Source organism: Pseudomonas sp. R28(2017), from assembly GCF_002112505.1.
GTDB lineage: Bacteria > Pseudomonadota > Gammaproteobacteria > Pseudomonadales > Pseudomonadaceae > Aquipseudomonas.
Window position 1 is genome coordinate 77,147 of sequence record NZ_NEHW01000014.1, and the last position, 12,236, is coordinate 89,382.

The following is a 12,236-nucleotide window of genomic DNA, read 5'->3' on the forward strand; positions in this document are numbered from 1 at the left end:
CTTAGGTCTGTCAAAGGTCAGGCAGACTTGAGCAGACAGGTTCCGCAGGCCCTCGAAATGTTGATCTTGGCCACCTCAGGCGGCCTGCTTGCAGCGTCGATCAGTTGCTGTACGTCTTCACTGGCACCGTAGCGCCTCACCACACCGACGAACTCTTCGACGTCATGGCCACGCAGGTAGAGCTTGGGCATCCCGTCCTGGGTGAACTTTGGTGCGCCGTACTCATCGGTCGCCTGGGCGATGTGGTACAGCTCGTGCTCTACCAGGGCACAGAACTCAGCGTCGGTGCATTGTGCGCAGTAGTCGGCAGCCAGGGTGATGAGGTAGGTCGGCTCCTCGCCGAACCACTGGCGCATCTGCTGCTCTTGCCGGGCTTTCTGCCATCCGCCAGCTCGGAACATCAGTTGCTCGGCCTGGCCGAGGACCACCCTTCCCTGTTTCGTGAACCCGGTCGAAGCCCAGAGCACGCCGATGTGGGCGTCGATGAGGTGTGCGTGCTCTGGGTTATGGATGCTGCCGGTGTCCACGAGGATCTCGCTCCGCACCCAGTCCCACACACCGGCGGCCGGGCGCAGCGTAAGCGACAGCGATTCGAGCAGGTCAGCCGGTGGCATTGGTCTGTTCATGATTTAATCCGCGCCTTGAACTCACACCTAATTACCGGTATTTGTGGGGATCACTCAGACGGAGCAAGGATATGCATGAGCGCTTTCAAATCAAGGATTTTGTGAACGCCAAAACGTTCGAAACCAGATACAAGATTATTGACCTGTCAGATCCTACTAACCCTGAGGTTAATCATTGGTATGCAGATAAGGCTAAAGCCGAAACAGCCCGTGCATTGCTTCTGACAAACCAACTGAATCTGGGCGAAGGCTGGAACCGATCCCTTCTTCGACTCCAGGGCGCGCTATCGACTGATCTCGATGGAATGGAGATATTCGTAGGCCTGAATCGCGCTGAATCCGAAAAATATGCGGAGACTGTGTCCGATAGCGAGCCAGATAACGACCTCATAGACATGCAACACAGGCACCGAGAGGCGCGTACCGGCTACAAAGTTGATCCGGCCTAAGTCTTCTGAGAAAAAGTGCCGCACTCACCTGCGGCACACCTACATTCCAAAGGAAGCAGATATGGACATTGATCATCAGGAAGCCCGGGCAATTGCAACCGAGCTTCAGCGCTGGCACGACGAGGCGCGCAGCTTGGTTGACGACGCCGCAGACAAATCCAGACTTTCCCCCACTGGTATCGAATCACTCAAAACCCGGCTCACCACCCTCAAGCACGAGATCAAGGAAGCCGCCAAGCACGAGACCCTGTCGAGGACGAGAACCGCAAAGACTGAACTGGAACAATTCTTCTTCGCGCCGGCAGTCAGAAGCACCTCAGCCAATTTCCGCTTACGCACTGACACAAGTCCCAAGAGCGAGCTTTGGGCTCGGGGGTTGAATGAGGTGGAGTTCGAGCTTTCATATGCACTCGATGGCCTGCAACGCTTTGTGGCAGAACATACGTAGTGTTTCGCGCCACAAAACGGCGCCCGTTGAGAATGTGGCGCGCCTACGGCACTACCCGATTCAGGGCCTCATCAGCCTTGTCAGCGGCCTGGGTGGCAGTGGTTGCTGCCTTCGACGCCTTGGTCGCGGCGCTCTCGGCCTTACTGGTCAGCTCATCCAGGCGCTTGTCGCGCTCGGCCATGGCGGCATCGTAGGCGGCCCGGATCTCGGCTACCTGGTTGGCCTGAGTGGTGGCCATCGACCAGAAGGCCGACTGCCAGCCCAGGACCGCCCCGCCGGTGACCAGCAGTGCAGCGATGATCCAGACCTCTGCTCGGCGCCACCAGCGGCGGGCGATGAATTCAAGTGCGCATCTGTCCATCAGGAAGCACCTCCCAGCTTTCCGCGCAGGCGGGCGAGTTCATCGCTCTGCGCGGCCACGCGCTCGTTGAGCTGGCCGACCTGGCTGGTCAGGGCTTCGATCTTGCCCTCCAGGCGCCCTACCGTGGCTACGAGGTCGTTTCGCTCCTTGGCGAACTGATCGGCGCGGGCCTCGGCTTCTTTCCGGGCCTCGCGCTCGATGTCGAGCAGCTCATTGAGGCGTCGGACGACGCCAATGTCGGCGGTATCCATCGCTCTGTCGGTGGCGTCCCTGGACAGCCACTTGCGCAGCCAGAGAAAGCCGCCCAGCAGGACAGTGCCCGTTCCGCCCAGCCAGGTGGCTGTGCCTGGGCCGAGGTCGGTCGGGTCCATCCTTTGCTCCATAAAAAACCCCGCCTCGGCGGGGTTTGAAAAGTTAAGGCTTTTTGCTTAGTTCGCCTTGCATAGATCTGAAGATGAAATCGTAGGCGGAATCGAAGTCAGGCTCGGGTGATGCACTGACCTTAAAATCAAAAACCGGAGCATCTGATTTAACGCGATACCCTAATCCGTCGCCTCTCAGCTGGACGCGACGATACACCGCATCTCCAGTCTCATGATCCAGGTAGAGACCGATGTAGAAATCCAACCACCCCTCTACAGCGTCAAGGACGCTGAAAGGGATGCGGACATAGGACTCACCCTCAAGCTTAGCGAAGTGCACATAGGGGGTAAGGTCGCCAGCTTCAGAACTATGCCAGACTTCGGGGACCTCTAGAAAACGCTCGAACCCCTTTCGAAACTCCTGAGCGGTCAACCGGAGTTCATGCCAGTACTTCTCATCGAAAGCCTTTTGGCGTTTCAGTAGCTCTTGCAATTGGTTATAGCGCGACATCCTCACCTCCATACGATGGAAGAAGGCAGACTGCCATATCAACAAAAGAGAGCCAACAAAAAACCCGGCCAAATTGCCGGGCTTTGCCATCACTCCTAAACACGCGCAGGAATGACAGGATGACGCAAATTTACGACATGGCGACATGATACTGCAAGCCCTTTTGATGGCCTATTTCAGGCCGCCTCGCCGGACAGCACACCAACCGCCTCCAGCATGTGCTGCGCCTCGACCAAAGCCTCGTCGACCATCGACTCCAGAGCACCTTTGATAGCTTTGTTCCAACGCTGATAGGTGCGCTCGGTCATACCCTGAGAATCCCAGGTGGTCATGTCGTAGTTCGACTCGGCCAGGACGATCATCTCGCCCGGTTTCGCCTCGACAATGGCGCGGGCGTGCTTGTTGGCGCGCTCTGCCGCAGCAGCAGCGGCCTTGTTGCGCCAGTCCCACTGCCCTTCCCGCTCGTTTTCACGCGAATCGGGCGCCTTGACCTGGGCGGCATTACGCTGAATCCCCTTGGACTGCTGCGGCACCGCCCACACCAGCACAGCGTGCTGCGTGAAACGCAGCGGTGCAGGCGTCGGCACCACGGCGACCAGACGACCGATCGAATCGATCTTCCGCCCCCGGTGCGTGCTGTACTTCGCTACGAGGGCGTTCCAGTGCCTCGGGCTGAGCTGGGCATGCAGCAGCTTGTGCACGATCGAGTCTGCCAGCAGCGCAGCATCCTTGCCGGAGATCTCCCCCTTGAGCTTGCTTGTCTGCACCCGCGGCTCGACGTTACATCCACCCGCGCTGTTGATCGTCTCGGCCGCCAGAGCGCGAACCACTGCCGAAACCACGTTTTGATAATTCATCGTGCCTGCTCCTTCTGGCGGCGGTTTGCGGTCAACTGGCCGCAGACTGCGTACCAGGTGGAAGTGATAGCCAAGGCCAGCAGAATGACGCCGGCAGCGTCTTCAATGGTCCAGGTCATGCTGCAGCCCTCCGCAGGTCTTTGAGTTTTTGCCTGTACAGGACCTTGATGGCCTGCAGGTCTTCGATGGTCAGGCGCTGGGGCTTATGAGGCCCTTCGAGCCAATCCACCTGGTCGGTACCGATGCGCTTAACCAACCGGATGCGGTACTCGACCGCGTTGCCCGACAGGTTCCGGTTGCACTTCACGCACTGACGGTGGACGTTCAGCGGCTCGAAGCGCAGCTCCGGGCAGGCGCCGACAGACCGATAATGGCCGGCGTCCCAGCGGCTGCCGGTGATGAGGTCGTGGTCGCTCGGCAGTGAGTCGCAGCTGATGCACGGCAGGCTGGCGTCGCGCTCGCGGATATAGGCGTTGAACGCGGCCTGGGCCTCTGCCATATACTCGCGGCGCGTCTTCAGCTTCTCCCGGCGCTCCTGCAGGTCCTGGCGTGCCTGCTTGGTGATGGCCTTGGCTGCGATCTTTTGCAGCTTCGGGTCCTTGGCCATGGCCTTGGCGCAGGCGATGCTGCACACCTTCTGCGTGGTCATGGCCGGCTTGAAGTGCTTGCCGCAACCTGGCGCCTTGCACTTCTTGGGCTTGATCTCCTTTGCGAGCATCAGTACCGCCCTCCCCACCGATCCGGCTCAGTCCAGCGCACGCCATGCTCGGCGCCGAAGGCATGCATCACTTCGAACAGGTCGCTGAACCACTTCTGCGACTGCTTGCGAGTCGAGACGCCCAGGACGACAAACCCACCGTAGATTCCCGGAACCGCGTCCTGCTTCTGCACCGCAGCGCTGAAGATGTGCTTCCAGTCCTCATCGGTGAGCTTTCGGCCGTACCATTCCACCTGCTGGGAGACGTCGCGCAGCATTGCCCACATCTTCCGGTTGCAGACGTCGGGGCGCTTCTCGTCGCGGATGACGATCAGCTTGGGCTTGGTGAAGTCCTGGGCCTGCAGGCGGCCCAGCAGCGCCCCGACGTCGCCCATGCTTCGCATTAGGAACTCAGTCATGACATGCTCCAGCGGCGATTGAAGTCGGACATCGCGGCGTCTGCCTGCGCCTTGGCCTGCTCATGGCTCAGCCCACGCGAGAGGGCTGCCGCGTAACACCTGCTCCAGTGCTGGCATCGGAGTTCATTCATGGTCATGGCGCCACCTTCAGGCCCTGAGCCTCGATGGCGGCACGAGCGTCGTCTGCGTACAGAACTGGGCCGGCCATGGTCACGATGTCCTTTGGCAGATCCACCACTACGGCCTCGCGGGAGGCCTCCCACGCCCACAGCGCAGCCCCCATCAGCGCGGCACCGTCTTCGCTCTTGGAGTCGCGCACATCGGTAGCGCCAAACCCGAACTGCGCCCGGAAAGCGACCTCGAATTCGGCACGCATCTCGTCGGTCATGCCCCCTCCCCGGCCGGCTGCCCGGCGCGCTTGATGTTCAACTTGGCCAGCAGGTGTGCACGGCACGCGGCGGCGCCGGATGGGATCTGCTGAATCTCCAGCAGGCGGACCTGCTTCTGACTGGCGTACTCGTCGGCCAGCTGTGCGGCGCTCTTCTGGCTGTCGTGGCCGATGCCGGTGGCGATGTCGCCCAGTGGCTCGCCGGCCACCAGCATGCAGATAGTGATGTCGTAGGCCCGGGCGAATACCTTCTCTGCCCGTTCCACCTCCATCGACCCCAGGTTCTGCGCTTCGCATTGCAGGGCCGCGTGGCGAACAGCTGCGTGCGACCAGGTGCGGGAACCTGCCCTGCTGGGGTGGAAATTCTCCAGCGCCTCTGCCAGGGCCCGCGCAAGCGGTGGAATACCCATCTCCTCCGGGGTCGGCTGGCACAGCTTGATGAACTTGCCGCTGCTCGGGGCGAAGTCGGTATCCAGCACCCGGCACTTCTGGATGCCGAAGCGGATCTGCTCGAGCGTGCTGATACCCGCGGCGACGAAGGACTTGATCCAGCTGCGCTTGGCAGCCTTCAGGGCCTCGTCATCCGGCCAGGCCTGCTTCCACGCTGGGAAGATGGCCTGCAGCTCCTTGAACAGGGCGTTGACCACTTCGGTTGTGCCTGGGTCGAGCTGCTTGGCCGGAGCCTGGACCTCGGCCGGCAGGTTGCGGGCCGTGGCCATGATCTGGGTGACGCTCGTGGCCTTGGTGGGCGTGCTCATAGCACCCCCAAGTCATCAGCCCAGCTGGTGTCGTCGAAGTCAGGCCCGTTGCGTTGGCGGCGCGGAGGGAACTGGTGGACGTTGCCGGCCTGGGGTAGCTCGTCGTCCCAGCGCTTGCCGTTCAGCCAAGTGGCCGGATGCGGAATGAACTGGCCACCGTCCTTCATCCAGTCCGGCGAAATAGCCCAGGCAGCCAGCGCGCTCGCCATGCGCTCGAACAGGTCGGCGTCGACTTTCAGCTTCGACCAGGCCTTCTCGGCATTGGCCTTGCCCACCCTGCGCGGGTAAAGCTTCCAGAATCGAGTGAAGAGGTCGCTGTCATCGCCAGATGACGAAGTCTTTTGATCTTGTTCTTTCTCTTCTCTTCTCTTCTCTTCTCTGGTCCGCGTTTTGTCCGCATCACCTGCGGACGAATTGCGGACAGAATTCGCTTTGCGCGACTCGCGCTTACGCTCGCTGTCATTTGCACGACGCTTGGCGCTGGCCCCGTTGTGCTCGTCAAAGCGAGGCATGACAAGGCTTCCCGCCTCATCGATCTCCGCCCATTCGACATCAACCATGGCCTGGGTGAAGCCCGGCCAGCCGATCACCGCATCCATCGCGTCCGTGGTGTAGCCGTGCAGCACACCATCAGTAGAATGGGTATCAAAGATGCTCCAGGCGACATGCAGTCCGCCAATCACCCGCAACCTTTCCGCACGCAATGCGGACACCATGCGGAAAACTTTCGGATGGGTCTGAAGATCCACACGCATTTTGATCCAGTCTCCGGCCATTACGAACGTCCTACGCCGACCAGGCCGGCGAGCTCAGGGAAGCGATCCACGTACCAGTGAGGCTGCGTCTCGCGCGGGGATTGAGGGCTGGTCAGGTTTTTGCCGAAACGCAGCCCTTTGTCGGTGATTGCCCAGAAGGTCACCATTTCCTGCTTGGAGTTCTTGCGCTGCATGACCTTGATCAGGCCGGCCTGCTGCAGGGCCTTGTTGAACGATGCTGGGGACATGCGGATGCCGTTGTCCTTCAGCAGCGAGGTCAGCGCTTTGGTAGGCAGCGAACTCCCTCCGGCTGCGTCAGGGGGGGCATCCACGGCATAACCGGGCAGGAATTTCGGGTCGAGGCCGTTGTTCTCGGCGATTTTGGTGAGCATCTGCATCTGGCACGACGCAGCAGGCTTCAGTAGGCGCGTGAAGCACTCCATGATGGCTATCTCACCAATGACCTTGGTGCCGTTGGCCTTAACTGCCTGACGCGCCTCGGACTGCCCTTCCAGCTCGCGCCAGCGCCGAATCACCTTCATTCGCAGCGCCGGGCTGTAGCCGGTCAGCAGGCAATCGGTGTGCGCGCGATCGAGCTGGTACTGCACCTGCTCGCGGTTTCGACCATCCAGGTAGATGTCCTCAAAACTGAGGGGATCGACCTTCAGGTCCCTGAGCATGGCAACGACATCTCGTTTGACGTTGTCGTGCCGCTTGCCAGTGAGGTTGGCGATCTCGCGGGATGACATCGTGCGCGCCACAGAATCGTGGGTTGCGTTTTGTGGCGCGCCCGTGGAGAGGGCCTGTACACTTTGGGTCTGCATATGCATAATTCCCCTTCAGAGTTTTGTATTGCAGAGAGCCGGGCCGCGAACCCGGCTTTTTTGTCTCTGCGATTTGGCGTCCCTTGTGAGGGACTGGCGCCCGGGTCCCTAATTAGGGATCAGGCGGTTACCTCGGCGCCGCGAACGGCACCACGTTGTTGCTCTTGGGCTTTCCCCGCTGGCCAAGGAAGTGCGTGGCCTTTTTCAGGATCTGCGCGGCCAGCTCGTCGGTACTGACACCAACCTCCTCCGCCCAGGCCTCAAGGTCCGCGAAGTCATTCCGGCGGAACCGGGCGATTTCCACGTCGTGCTGCTTTACTGCTTCGTTTGCAGGCGACATTTGTCCTCCCCTGGACCTATTCAGGCCCTGGCCTTCTTCTCGTTGATCAGCGGCAAGTGACCGTGCTCTTTCTTGAACGCCAGCGCGGCCAGGATGATTTCCCGGGCCAGCACGCTGTGCTGAGCCTTGAGCTCCAGGGCGTACCCCTTCAGCTCGTTGAAGTCCTCGTCATCCAAGCGGACCTTGACCTGGTGGTCGTGGCGGTGAGCTTTGTCGTCGTAGGCCATCGGGTGATCCCCTGCGCGCGGTTCAAGTCGTTCGGGCTTATTAGTTACGGGTCAGGGCCTATTCAGGCCCTCCGGTGAAACGGCGTTACTGCTCCCCGCGGGCTGCGGGGCTTCGTTCGGTTGGCCAGCTCACGACGGATCAGCTCGGACGCGAGAGCTTCGGGACTTACGCCCCGCCTCATCGCCTCTCGCTCCAGTTGCTCCATCAGTCCCTGGTCCAATCCGATCTCTTCAATCGGCATGGGGCCTCCTACGGGCCTTCAGGCCACGTGCTGATCGCCGGTATTCTCCGAAGCCAGGGCGGCCAGCTGAGCCTCAAGCAGCTCACGGCAGAGCACAGCGCGCTGAGTACGATGAAACTTGGCCAGCGCCTGAATCAGTTCGAACGTGTCCTCATCGACCCGGACCTTGATCTCGCGGTCATGCAGGTGCTTGGGATTGGCGTACATGCGGGGATTGCTCCTTGCTATGGAAATTGAGTTACGCGGCGCCCTTCAGCGCTTTGCGTGCAAAGGGGATAAGGTCTGGGCGCAGGCCAGCGATCGTGATTTCGCCGTCCGATGCGTCTTGCAAGCGCTCAGCAAGATCGACGGATGCCTTCCGATGACCACCTGCGAGCTGCCAGAGATGGCCGACAGTGGTTTTCGCTGCGGCTGCTACATCCCGCCGGCGCTCATTGGTGGCAGTAGCCAACCATTCACGGAGGTGATCATTCATCTGGGTTCTCCTAACACATATGACGAAATTTAGCTCATGGCTAATTCTCGAGCAAGGAGAATTTAGCTTTGCGCACATTTAGCACAGGGCTAAACACTGGCATTCTTCGCGCCATGGATATCTACGAAATTCGCAAGCACAACCTGGTGAAGCTGATCGGCAGCCAGAGAAAAGGGTCCTGCGCGGAGCGCTGGGGGATGGCTCCTGCGCACCTGAGCCAGATCCTCTCCGACAAGACGGCGAAGAACCTGGGCGACGACGTAGCGCGCCGGATCGAGGAAGTTGAGGGGCTGCCAAGAGGCTGGTTCGACTCGATCCCCTCGGGTGACGAAGCGCAACCACTGGCTGAAGCCGTGGACATCAAGCTGTCAGCTGCAGATCTGGTAAAACAGATGCTCGCGAAAAGCGGGAGAGGTATTCCTGAGGAGACTCGCCAGAGGCTACTGGCTGCAGCCGAGGAGCCAGCTCCGGCTACCGTTCCAAGCGACGGCGGAGTCATCAAGGCGGATTTCAACCGCCCCGGCCTGGTCGGCGATGAGGTCTGGATCGCCCACTACGACGTGCGCGGCGCTATGGGCGGCGGCGAACAAACCCATGACTTCCCAGAAATGCTGCAGGACGTGCGCGTCAGCCCCCGGCACCTGCGTGAGCTGGGTGTTGAGTTCAAGGAGCACTACCACCTGAAGCTGGTAACCGGCTGGGGTCAGTCGATGGCCCCCACTATCAAGAATCGCGACCCACTGATCGTCGACGTCAGCATTCGGGAATTCGCGGGTGACGGGATCTACTACTTCTCCTGGGGTGGACACGAGTACATCAAGCGCCTGCAGATCGCGGACGAGGAGTATTTCGAGATGATCTCGGACAACCCGAAGCACAAAGATCGGATGATCCGGCGGGAAGAGACCTACATCCAGGCGAGAGTGCTCTTGGTTTGGAATGCTCATTTGGTTTAAGGCTGAGCTTCCCTGCCGAATAAAAACATGCAAGCATTACTGACAAAGTGCTTGCAAAATCAACCATCGCAAGCTAAAAAGCAAATATCCTAAACAAAGGAGCATGTGATGGCGGATGAAAAAAGCGGTAAATCTAAAGGCGGAAAAGCTCGGTCCGAGTCTTTAACCCCCGAGCGCCGATCTGAAATTGCGAGAAACGCTGCGCTGGCGAAGGCTGAGATTAGGAATCTGCCAAAAGTGACGCATGGCTCCTCAGATCATCCGCTGAAGATTGGGGATGCAGAAATTCCGTGTTATGTCCTCGAAGATGGTACGCGCGTTTTATCTCAGCGCGGCCTCATTGCAGGTCTTGGGATGAGCCGCGGTAGCCGCCAGCAGGGCGGCGACCGAATGGTGACTTTTTTGGAGTCTAAGGGCGTGAAACCCTTTGTTTCCGAGGATCTCCTGGCGGCGATCACGAAGCCCATTCGGTTCCTGTCTGGTAACAATGCTGCAGTTGTCACATTCGGCTACCCTGCCACCGTCTTGGCAGATATTTGCGAAGCGGTACTAGCGGCTAGGAAGGTCGGCGCATTGCATTATCAGCAGGTGCATATTGCTGAGCAGTGCGAGGTGTTAGTGCGAGGATTCGCACGCGTTGGCATCATCGCGCTTGTTGACGAGGCCACCGGCTATCAAAAAGACCGCGCGCGTGATGCCTTAGCACAAATCTTAGAGGCCTTCGTCGCGAAAGAACTTCAGCCTTATGTACGAACATTCCCGCCAGACTATTACGAGCATCTTTTCCGACTTCGCGGTCTGAAATACCCTCCAGAAAACGCTAATTACCGCCCACAGTACTTCGGCAAGCTGACCAACGATATAGTTTACAGGCGACTTGCACCTGGGTTGCTAGCTGAGCTCAAAAAAGAAAACAACCGAGATAGCAAGAAGGGTCACCTGCACAGGCGTCTAACGCCAGAGACCGGGCATGCAAAACTGAGAGAGCATCTCTCCTCAGTCACCACAGCAATGAAACTTAGCAAGGACTACCCAGACTTTATAGAAAAGCTCAACATGCTGCACCCCCGCTATGGAGACACGTTGACGCTAGACTTAGATAAAGAGGATGTATAGCTTCAACTACAACTCGGTGTAGCTGTTGCCTACGATCCTTCCAGTCTGGTACTTTCACCGGCCACAAATAGCCCGCCATTGAGCGGGCTTTTTCTAGCCCATCAGAAAGGCGCCTCCTCCTCCACCTCGACATCGCTGTCTTCCTCGATGATGAAATCGTCTCGCTCTTGAAGCGCGCTTCGCTCCCACCGGACGGTCACCGTGCCGTCGTCATTGAACGTCAGGTCCAGCTCGGGCACTTCAGCGATCAGCCCGATCACCTCCTCCCACTCTGCCTCCCCGTCCGTGTCCAGGCGATGGATCGTCACCCAGCGCTGCGTCTGTGCGATCGGGTGGTTGATCATCGACGACACCCTCAGGCTCAGCCTCTCTAGGCCGGTCATTTCCTGACGCTGCTTCGGCGCCGCTTTGTTCTGCTTGGACATAGTTTCATCTCCGGAAACTGTATATTCGTACAGTAATTTTAGAATCATAGCGCAGTGCTAAATCTCAGGTAAAGGCCCTGCTCAAGAACCTCAGTCCTGGATGCATTTTGTCGCTCGGCGAAAAGAATTTAGCTCTAAGCTATTGACGATGCTTTAGCGCGCAGCTAAATTTCACCTCAAGCAGTCACCAACCAGGGACTGCCGAGGCCCTCACCGGCCGTCGTTCTTTAACAGCCAGCGCAACAACCAACAGACCGCATTGCCTCTACCGGCGACCGGCGCCAGACAGCCCCGAAAGGCTGCCCACGACAGGGAGAACCCTGTACGGCTGACGAAGGTGAAACGCCTGAACTGAGAGAACGACCCGGGCATGCAATGCGCCCCGCCACCCCCGGCGGCAGTAGGGAGGAAGCGAGCGGCGCCCACCGATAACCGGCGGCGCGGCGAGTGACCAGACAAGCATCGATTTCGCCCAGGCGGCTGCCAGTCGCAGGCCTGGGCCTGACCAACAGGAGGTCACCATGCTTTACCGAATCGCAGGATTTTCGGCCGTAGCCTCGCTACTCGCGCCGGTCTTCGTGGCCGTGTTGAAGCTGGTGGGCCTGCTGTAGCAACACGATCCCCTTGATGCCCTTCTCGCGGGGGGCATCAGGGAAATCATGCTAGTAGAGTATGGTTAGATGGATTCGTCGCTAACCCTTGGAATCAGTCTTCGTCTTCTCAGGCGGTGGTGTTGGGGTTGTTTTTTCGGATGGCTTGATAGGCTCCTTAGGCGGATGAACCACCCTAAGGTCTGGACCCTGATTTTTTTTAGTAGGGTCTGCAGATTTGTGCATCTTATTAATCTCATCCTCGGTATACGTTTTGCCATCGTCTGCTGCATGAGCTGGGCCGTATACAGCGATGAAGGAGATCAGTGCAGATATAACCAGTCGTTTCATTTTCGTGCTCCGATTCTGAGTGGTTGTGCACGGGTACGACAGTTTTCCCAGCTGTAAGA

Annotated in this window: 21 protein-coding genes; 4 read left to right on the forward strand and 17 right to left on the reverse strand. The window is 59.2% G+C overall.

The window, feature by feature from the left end:
• Nucleotides 1–17: 17 nt before the first annotated feature.
• Nucleotides 18–626 carry a putative metallopeptidase gene (locus CAF78_RS22360; RefSeq protein WP_256573967.1) on the reverse strand — a complete coding sequence of 203 codons (609 nt, stop codon included), beginning with the start codon at nt 624–626 and terminating at the stop codon, nt 18–20.
• 71 nt (nt 627–697) lie between these two features.
• Between CAF78_RS22360 and CAF78_RS22365 the strand changes: the two genes are divergently transcribed.
• Nucleotides 698–1,075 carry a hypothetical protein gene (locus tag CAF78_RS22365; protein WP_085678149.1) on the forward strand — a complete coding sequence of 126 codons (378 nt, stop codon included), beginning with the start codon at nt 698–700 and terminating at the stop codon, nt 1,073–1,075.
• Nucleotides 1,076–1,136: 61 nt separating this feature from the next.
• Nucleotides 1,137–1,523 (forward strand): hypothetical protein, encoded by a 387-nt coding sequence (locus CAF78_RS22370; RefSeq protein ID WP_085678151.1) that lies wholly within the window; start codon nt 1,137–1,139, stop codon nt 1,521–1,523.
• Nucleotides 1,524–1,566: 43 nt separating this feature from the next.
• Here CAF78_RS22370 and CAF78_RS22375 read toward each other — a convergent pair whose 3' ends face one another.
• The 15 genes from CAF78_RS22375 to CAF78_RS22445 form a co-directional block, all read right to left on the reverse strand.
• Nucleotides 1,567–1,884, reverse strand: coding sequence for a hypothetical protein (locus tag CAF78_RS22375; protein ID WP_085678153.1), 318 nt, complete (start codon nt 1,882–1,884; stop codon nt 1,567–1,569).
• Nucleotides 1,884–2,255 (reverse strand): chemotaxis protein, encoded by a 372-nt coding sequence (locus tag CAF78_RS22380; protein WP_027907130.1) that lies wholly within the window; start codon nt 2,253–2,255, stop codon nt 1,884–1,886. The genes CAF78_RS22375 and CAF78_RS22380 overlap by 1 nt, the downstream gene beginning before the upstream one ends.
• A 43-nt stretch (nt 2,256–2,298) precedes the next feature.
• A complete protein-coding gene (locus CAF78_RS22385; RefSeq protein WP_143515088.1) occupies nt 2,299–2,757 on the reverse strand; it encodes a hypothetical protein in 459 nt (152 codons plus the stop codon).
• 176 nt (nt 2,758–2,933) lie between these two features.
• A complete protein-coding gene (locus CAF78_RS22390) occupies nt 2,934–3,614 on the reverse strand; it encodes a hypothetical protein (protein WP_085678159.1) in 681 nt (226 codons plus the stop codon).
• Nucleotides 3,611–3,733 carry a hypothetical protein gene (locus CAF78_RS28800; protein ID WP_256573968.1) on the reverse strand — a complete coding sequence of 41 codons (123 nt, stop codon included), beginning with the start codon at nt 3,731–3,733 and terminating at the stop codon, nt 3,611–3,613. Before CAF78_RS28800 ends, CAF78_RS22390 begins: the two co-directional genes overlap by 4 nt.
• Nucleotides 3,730–4,332: a recombination protein NinG gene (locus tag CAF78_RS22395; RefSeq protein ID WP_177408564.1), complete on the reverse strand. Its 603-nt coding sequence runs from the start codon at nt 4,330–4,332 to the stop codon at nt 3,730–3,732. Before CAF78_RS22395 ends, CAF78_RS28800 begins: the two co-directional genes overlap by 4 nt.
• Nucleotides 4,332–4,730: a recombination protein NinB gene (locus tag CAF78_RS22400; protein WP_085678162.1), complete on the reverse strand. Its 399-nt coding sequence runs from the start codon at nt 4,728–4,730 to the stop codon at nt 4,332–4,334. The genes CAF78_RS22395 and CAF78_RS22400 overlap by 1 nt, the downstream gene beginning before the upstream one ends.
• Before the next feature lie 133 nt (nt 4,731–4,863).
• Nucleotides 4,864–5,118: a hypothetical protein gene (locus CAF78_RS22405; RefSeq protein ID WP_085678166.1), complete on the reverse strand. Its 255-nt coding sequence runs from the start codon at nt 5,116–5,118 to the stop codon at nt 4,864–4,866.
• Nucleotides 5,115–5,876: a replication protein P gene (locus CAF78_RS22410; protein WP_085678169.1), complete on the reverse strand. Its 762-nt coding sequence runs from the start codon at nt 5,874–5,876 to the stop codon at nt 5,115–5,117. The genes CAF78_RS22405 and CAF78_RS22410 overlap by 4 nt, the downstream gene beginning before the upstream one ends.
• Nucleotides 5,873–6,652: a Pyocin large subunit-like protein gene (locus CAF78_RS22415; protein ID WP_085678172.1), complete on the reverse strand. Its 780-nt coding sequence runs from the start codon at nt 6,650–6,652 to the stop codon at nt 5,873–5,875. Before CAF78_RS22415 ends, CAF78_RS22410 begins: the two co-directional genes overlap by 4 nt.
• The gene (locus CAF78_RS22420) at nt 6,652–7,380 is read right to left on the reverse strand and encodes a Rha family transcriptional regulator (protein WP_143515090.1); all 729 of its coding nucleotides are present in this window, start codon (nt 7,378–7,380) and stop codon (nt 6,652–6,654) included. The genes CAF78_RS22415 and CAF78_RS22420 overlap by 1 nt, the downstream gene beginning before the upstream one ends.
• Nucleotides 7,381–7,582: 202 nt before the next feature.
• Complete coding sequence (locus CAF78_RS22425; protein WP_085678178.1) at nt 7,583–7,795, reverse strand: hypothetical protein; 213 nt, start codon at nt 7,793–7,795, stop codon at nt 7,583–7,585.
• Between the two features lie 20 nt (nt 7,796–7,815).
• Nucleotides 7,816–8,022, reverse strand: a complete 207-nt coding sequence (locus tag CAF78_RS22430) for a hypothetical protein (RefSeq protein WP_027907143.1) — start codon at nt 8,020–8,022, stop codon at nt 7,816–7,818.
• Nucleotides 8,023–8,282: 260 nt separating this feature from the next.
• Nucleotides 8,283–8,471, reverse strand: coding sequence for a hypothetical protein (locus CAF78_RS22440; RefSeq protein ID WP_027919780.1), 189 nt, complete (start codon nt 8,469–8,471; stop codon nt 8,283–8,285).
• 31 nt (nt 8,472–8,502) lie between these two features.
• Nucleotides 8,503–8,739 (reverse strand): hypothetical protein, encoded by a 237-nt coding sequence (locus CAF78_RS22445; protein WP_027919779.1) that lies wholly within the window; start codon nt 8,737–8,739, stop codon nt 8,503–8,505.
• Nucleotides 8,740–8,852: 113 nt separating this feature from the next.
• Here CAF78_RS22445 and CAF78_RS22450 point away from each other — a divergent pair, with 113 nt between their 5' ends.
• Together CAF78_RS22450 and CAF78_RS22455 are read left to right on the forward strand one after the other, a co-directional pair.
• Complete coding sequence (locus tag CAF78_RS22450; protein WP_085678378.1) at nt 8,853–9,695, forward strand: S24 family peptidase; 843 nt, start codon at nt 8,853–8,855, stop codon at nt 9,693–9,695.
• 108 nt (nt 9,696–9,803) lie between these two features.
• Nucleotides 9,804–10,811, forward strand: coding sequence for a P63C domain-containing protein (locus CAF78_RS22455; RefSeq protein WP_085678184.1), 1,008 nt, complete (start codon nt 9,804–9,806; stop codon nt 10,809–10,811).
• A 101-nt stretch (nt 10,812–10,912) separates the two neighbouring features.
• On the opposite strand, the gene CAF78_RS22460 is transcribed toward CAF78_RS22455, so the two are convergent.
• Complete coding sequence (locus CAF78_RS22460) at nt 10,913–11,236, reverse strand: DUF1654 domain-containing protein (protein WP_085678187.1); 324 nt, start codon at nt 11,234–11,236, stop codon at nt 10,913–10,915.
• Between the last annotated feature and the right edge of the window lie 1,000 nt (nt 11,237–12,236).

Bases quoted from the DNA above. Each gene is read 5' to 3' on its own strand.
- CAF78_RS22445 (WP_027919779.1), bottom strand. From the start codon at position 8,739: ATGAATGATCACCTCCGTGAATGGTTGGCTACTGCCACCAATGAGCGC.
- CAF78_RS22375 (WP_085678153.1), bottom strand. From the start codon at position 1,884: ATGGACAGATGCGCACTTGAATTCATCGCCCGCCGCTGGTGGCGCCGA.
- CAF78_RS22360 (WP_256573967.1), bottom strand. From the start codon at position 626: ATGAACAGACCAATGCCACCGGCTGACCTGCTCGAATCGCTGTCGCTT.
- CAF78_RS22365 (WP_085678149.1), top strand. From the start codon at position 698: ATGCATGAGCGCTTTCAAATCAAGGATTTTGTGAACGCCAAAACGTTC.
- CAF78_RS22415 (WP_085678172.1), bottom strand. From the start codon at position 6,652: ATGGCCGGAGACTGGATCAAAATGCGTGTGGATCTTCAGACCCATCCG.
- CAF78_RS22400 (WP_085678162.1), bottom strand. From the start codon at position 4,730: ATGACTGAGTTCCTAATGCGAAGCATGGGCGACGTCGGGGCGCTGCTG.
- CAF78_RS22450 (WP_085678378.1), top strand. From the start codon at position 8,853: ATGGATATCTACGAAATTCGCAAGCACAACCTGGTGAAGCTGATCGGC.
- CAF78_RS22455 (WP_085678184.1), top strand. From the start codon at position 9,804: ATGGCGGATGAAAAAAGCGGTAAATCTAAAGGCGGAAAAGCTCGGTCC.
- CAF78_RS22440 (WP_027919780.1), bottom strand. From the start codon at position 8,471: ATGTACGCCAATCCCAAGCACCTGCATGACCGCGAGATCAAGGTCCGG.
- CAF78_RS22390 (WP_085678159.1), bottom strand. From the start codon at position 3,614: ATGAATTATCAAAACGTGGTTTCGGCAGTGGTTCGCGCTCTGGCGGCC.
- CAF78_RS22410 (WP_085678169.1), bottom strand. From the start codon at position 5,876: ATGAGCACGCCCACCAAGGCCACGAGCGTCACCCAGATCATGGCCACG.
- CAF78_RS22405 (WP_085678166.1), bottom strand. From the start codon at position 5,118: ATGACCGACGAGATGCGTGCCGAATTCGAGGTCGCTTTCCGGGCGCAG.
- CAF78_RS22370 (WP_085678151.1), top strand. From the start codon at position 1,137: ATGGACATTGATCATCAGGAAGCCCGGGCAATTGCAACCGAGCTTCAG.
- CAF78_RS22460 (WP_085678187.1), bottom strand. From the start codon at position 11,236: ATGTCCAAGCAGAACAAAGCGGCGCCGAAGCAGCGTCAGGAAATGACC.
- CAF78_RS22430 (WP_027907143.1), bottom strand. From the start codon at position 8,022: ATGGCCTACGACGACAAAGCTCACCGCCACGACCACCAGGTCAAGGTC.
- CAF78_RS22385 (WP_143515088.1), bottom strand. From the start codon at position 2,757: ATGTCGCGCTATAACCAATTGCAAGAGCTACTGAAACGCCAAAAGGCT.
- CAF78_RS22425 (WP_085678178.1), bottom strand. From the start codon at position 7,795: ATGTCGCCTGCAAACGAAGCAGTAAAGCAGCACGACGTGGAAATCGCC.
- CAF78_RS28800 (WP_256573968.1), bottom strand. From the start codon at position 3,733: ATGACCTGGACCATTGAAGACGCTGCCGGCGTCATTCTGCTGGCCTTG.
- CAF78_RS22395 (WP_177408564.1), bottom strand. From the start codon at position 4,332: ATGCTCGCAAAGGAGATCAAGCCCAAGAAGTGCAAGGCGCCAGGTTGC.
- CAF78_RS22420 (WP_143515090.1), bottom strand. From the start codon at position 7,380: ATGTCATCCCGCGAGATCGCCAACCTCACTGGCAAGCGGCACGACAAC.
- CAF78_RS22380 (WP_027907130.1), bottom strand. From the start codon at position 2,255: ATGGACCCGACCGACCTCGGCCCAGGCACAGCCACCTGGCTGGGCGGA.